Genomic DNA, 537 nt, shown 5'->3' with positions numbered 1-537 from the left:
TATCCCAAGGAATATGGACTATTTTAAGTTTTTTTTTAATTTATTATGTTATAAAGGTTCAAGAAAAAAGAGAACTTCAACAATCTAAACGTGAAGATAACTATCAACTAATAATTACTCAATTAACTGATAAATTTGAATTGATTAATTCTAATATTTTAGAAATAAAAAATAAATTGAATATATAGTTTACAAAATTTAACTTTATGTTGTTTTTATAAGTGACTGAACTAATTAAAAAATATATTTAAAGGAGTGTTTTTATGGTTTTTGAATTATCTTATAACTCAATAGTTGATGCATTTAATAATGTCGATTCAGCATTAGCTGGCAATAAAAAAAGTATAACTGGAGAAGTAGGCGGTAGTGTTTGTGCTATGATTCTAGGTAAGTTTATTTCAAAGTATGTACAAGGATCTGCAGTATATTCAACTATGGTAACTCTGGCTACTACTGCTGTTGAAACAGCAAATAGAAATAAGTTGCTAGATTTTAAGTCCTTTTACTCATCAGTAAAAACAACAATGGCCAATGAAG

Annotated in this window: 2 protein-coding genes; both read left to right on the top strand. The window is 26.1% G+C overall.

Features of this window, described 5'->3' with window-relative positions; translation table 11 throughout:
• Window positions 1–188, top strand: a 188-nt coding sequence (locus KQI30_RS16920) for a BhlA/UviB family holin-like peptide (RefSeq protein WP_216464518.1), incomplete at its 5' end; no start/stop codon positions are given.
• A 75-nt stretch (window positions 189–263) separates the two neighbouring features.
• On the top strand, window positions 264–537 hold a 274-nt coding region (locus tag KQI30_RS16915; protein WP_216464516.1), incomplete at its 3' end, for a hypothetical protein.

The organism is Clostridium bornimense, assembly GCF_018917145.1.
Classification (GTDB): domain Bacteria; phylum Bacillota; class Clostridia; order Clostridiales; family Clostridiaceae; genus Clostridium_AN; species Clostridium_AN bornimense_A.
The sequence above is the reverse complement of the archived record's forward strand: the minus strand, read 5'-3'. Positions and strand labels throughout refer to the sequence as shown.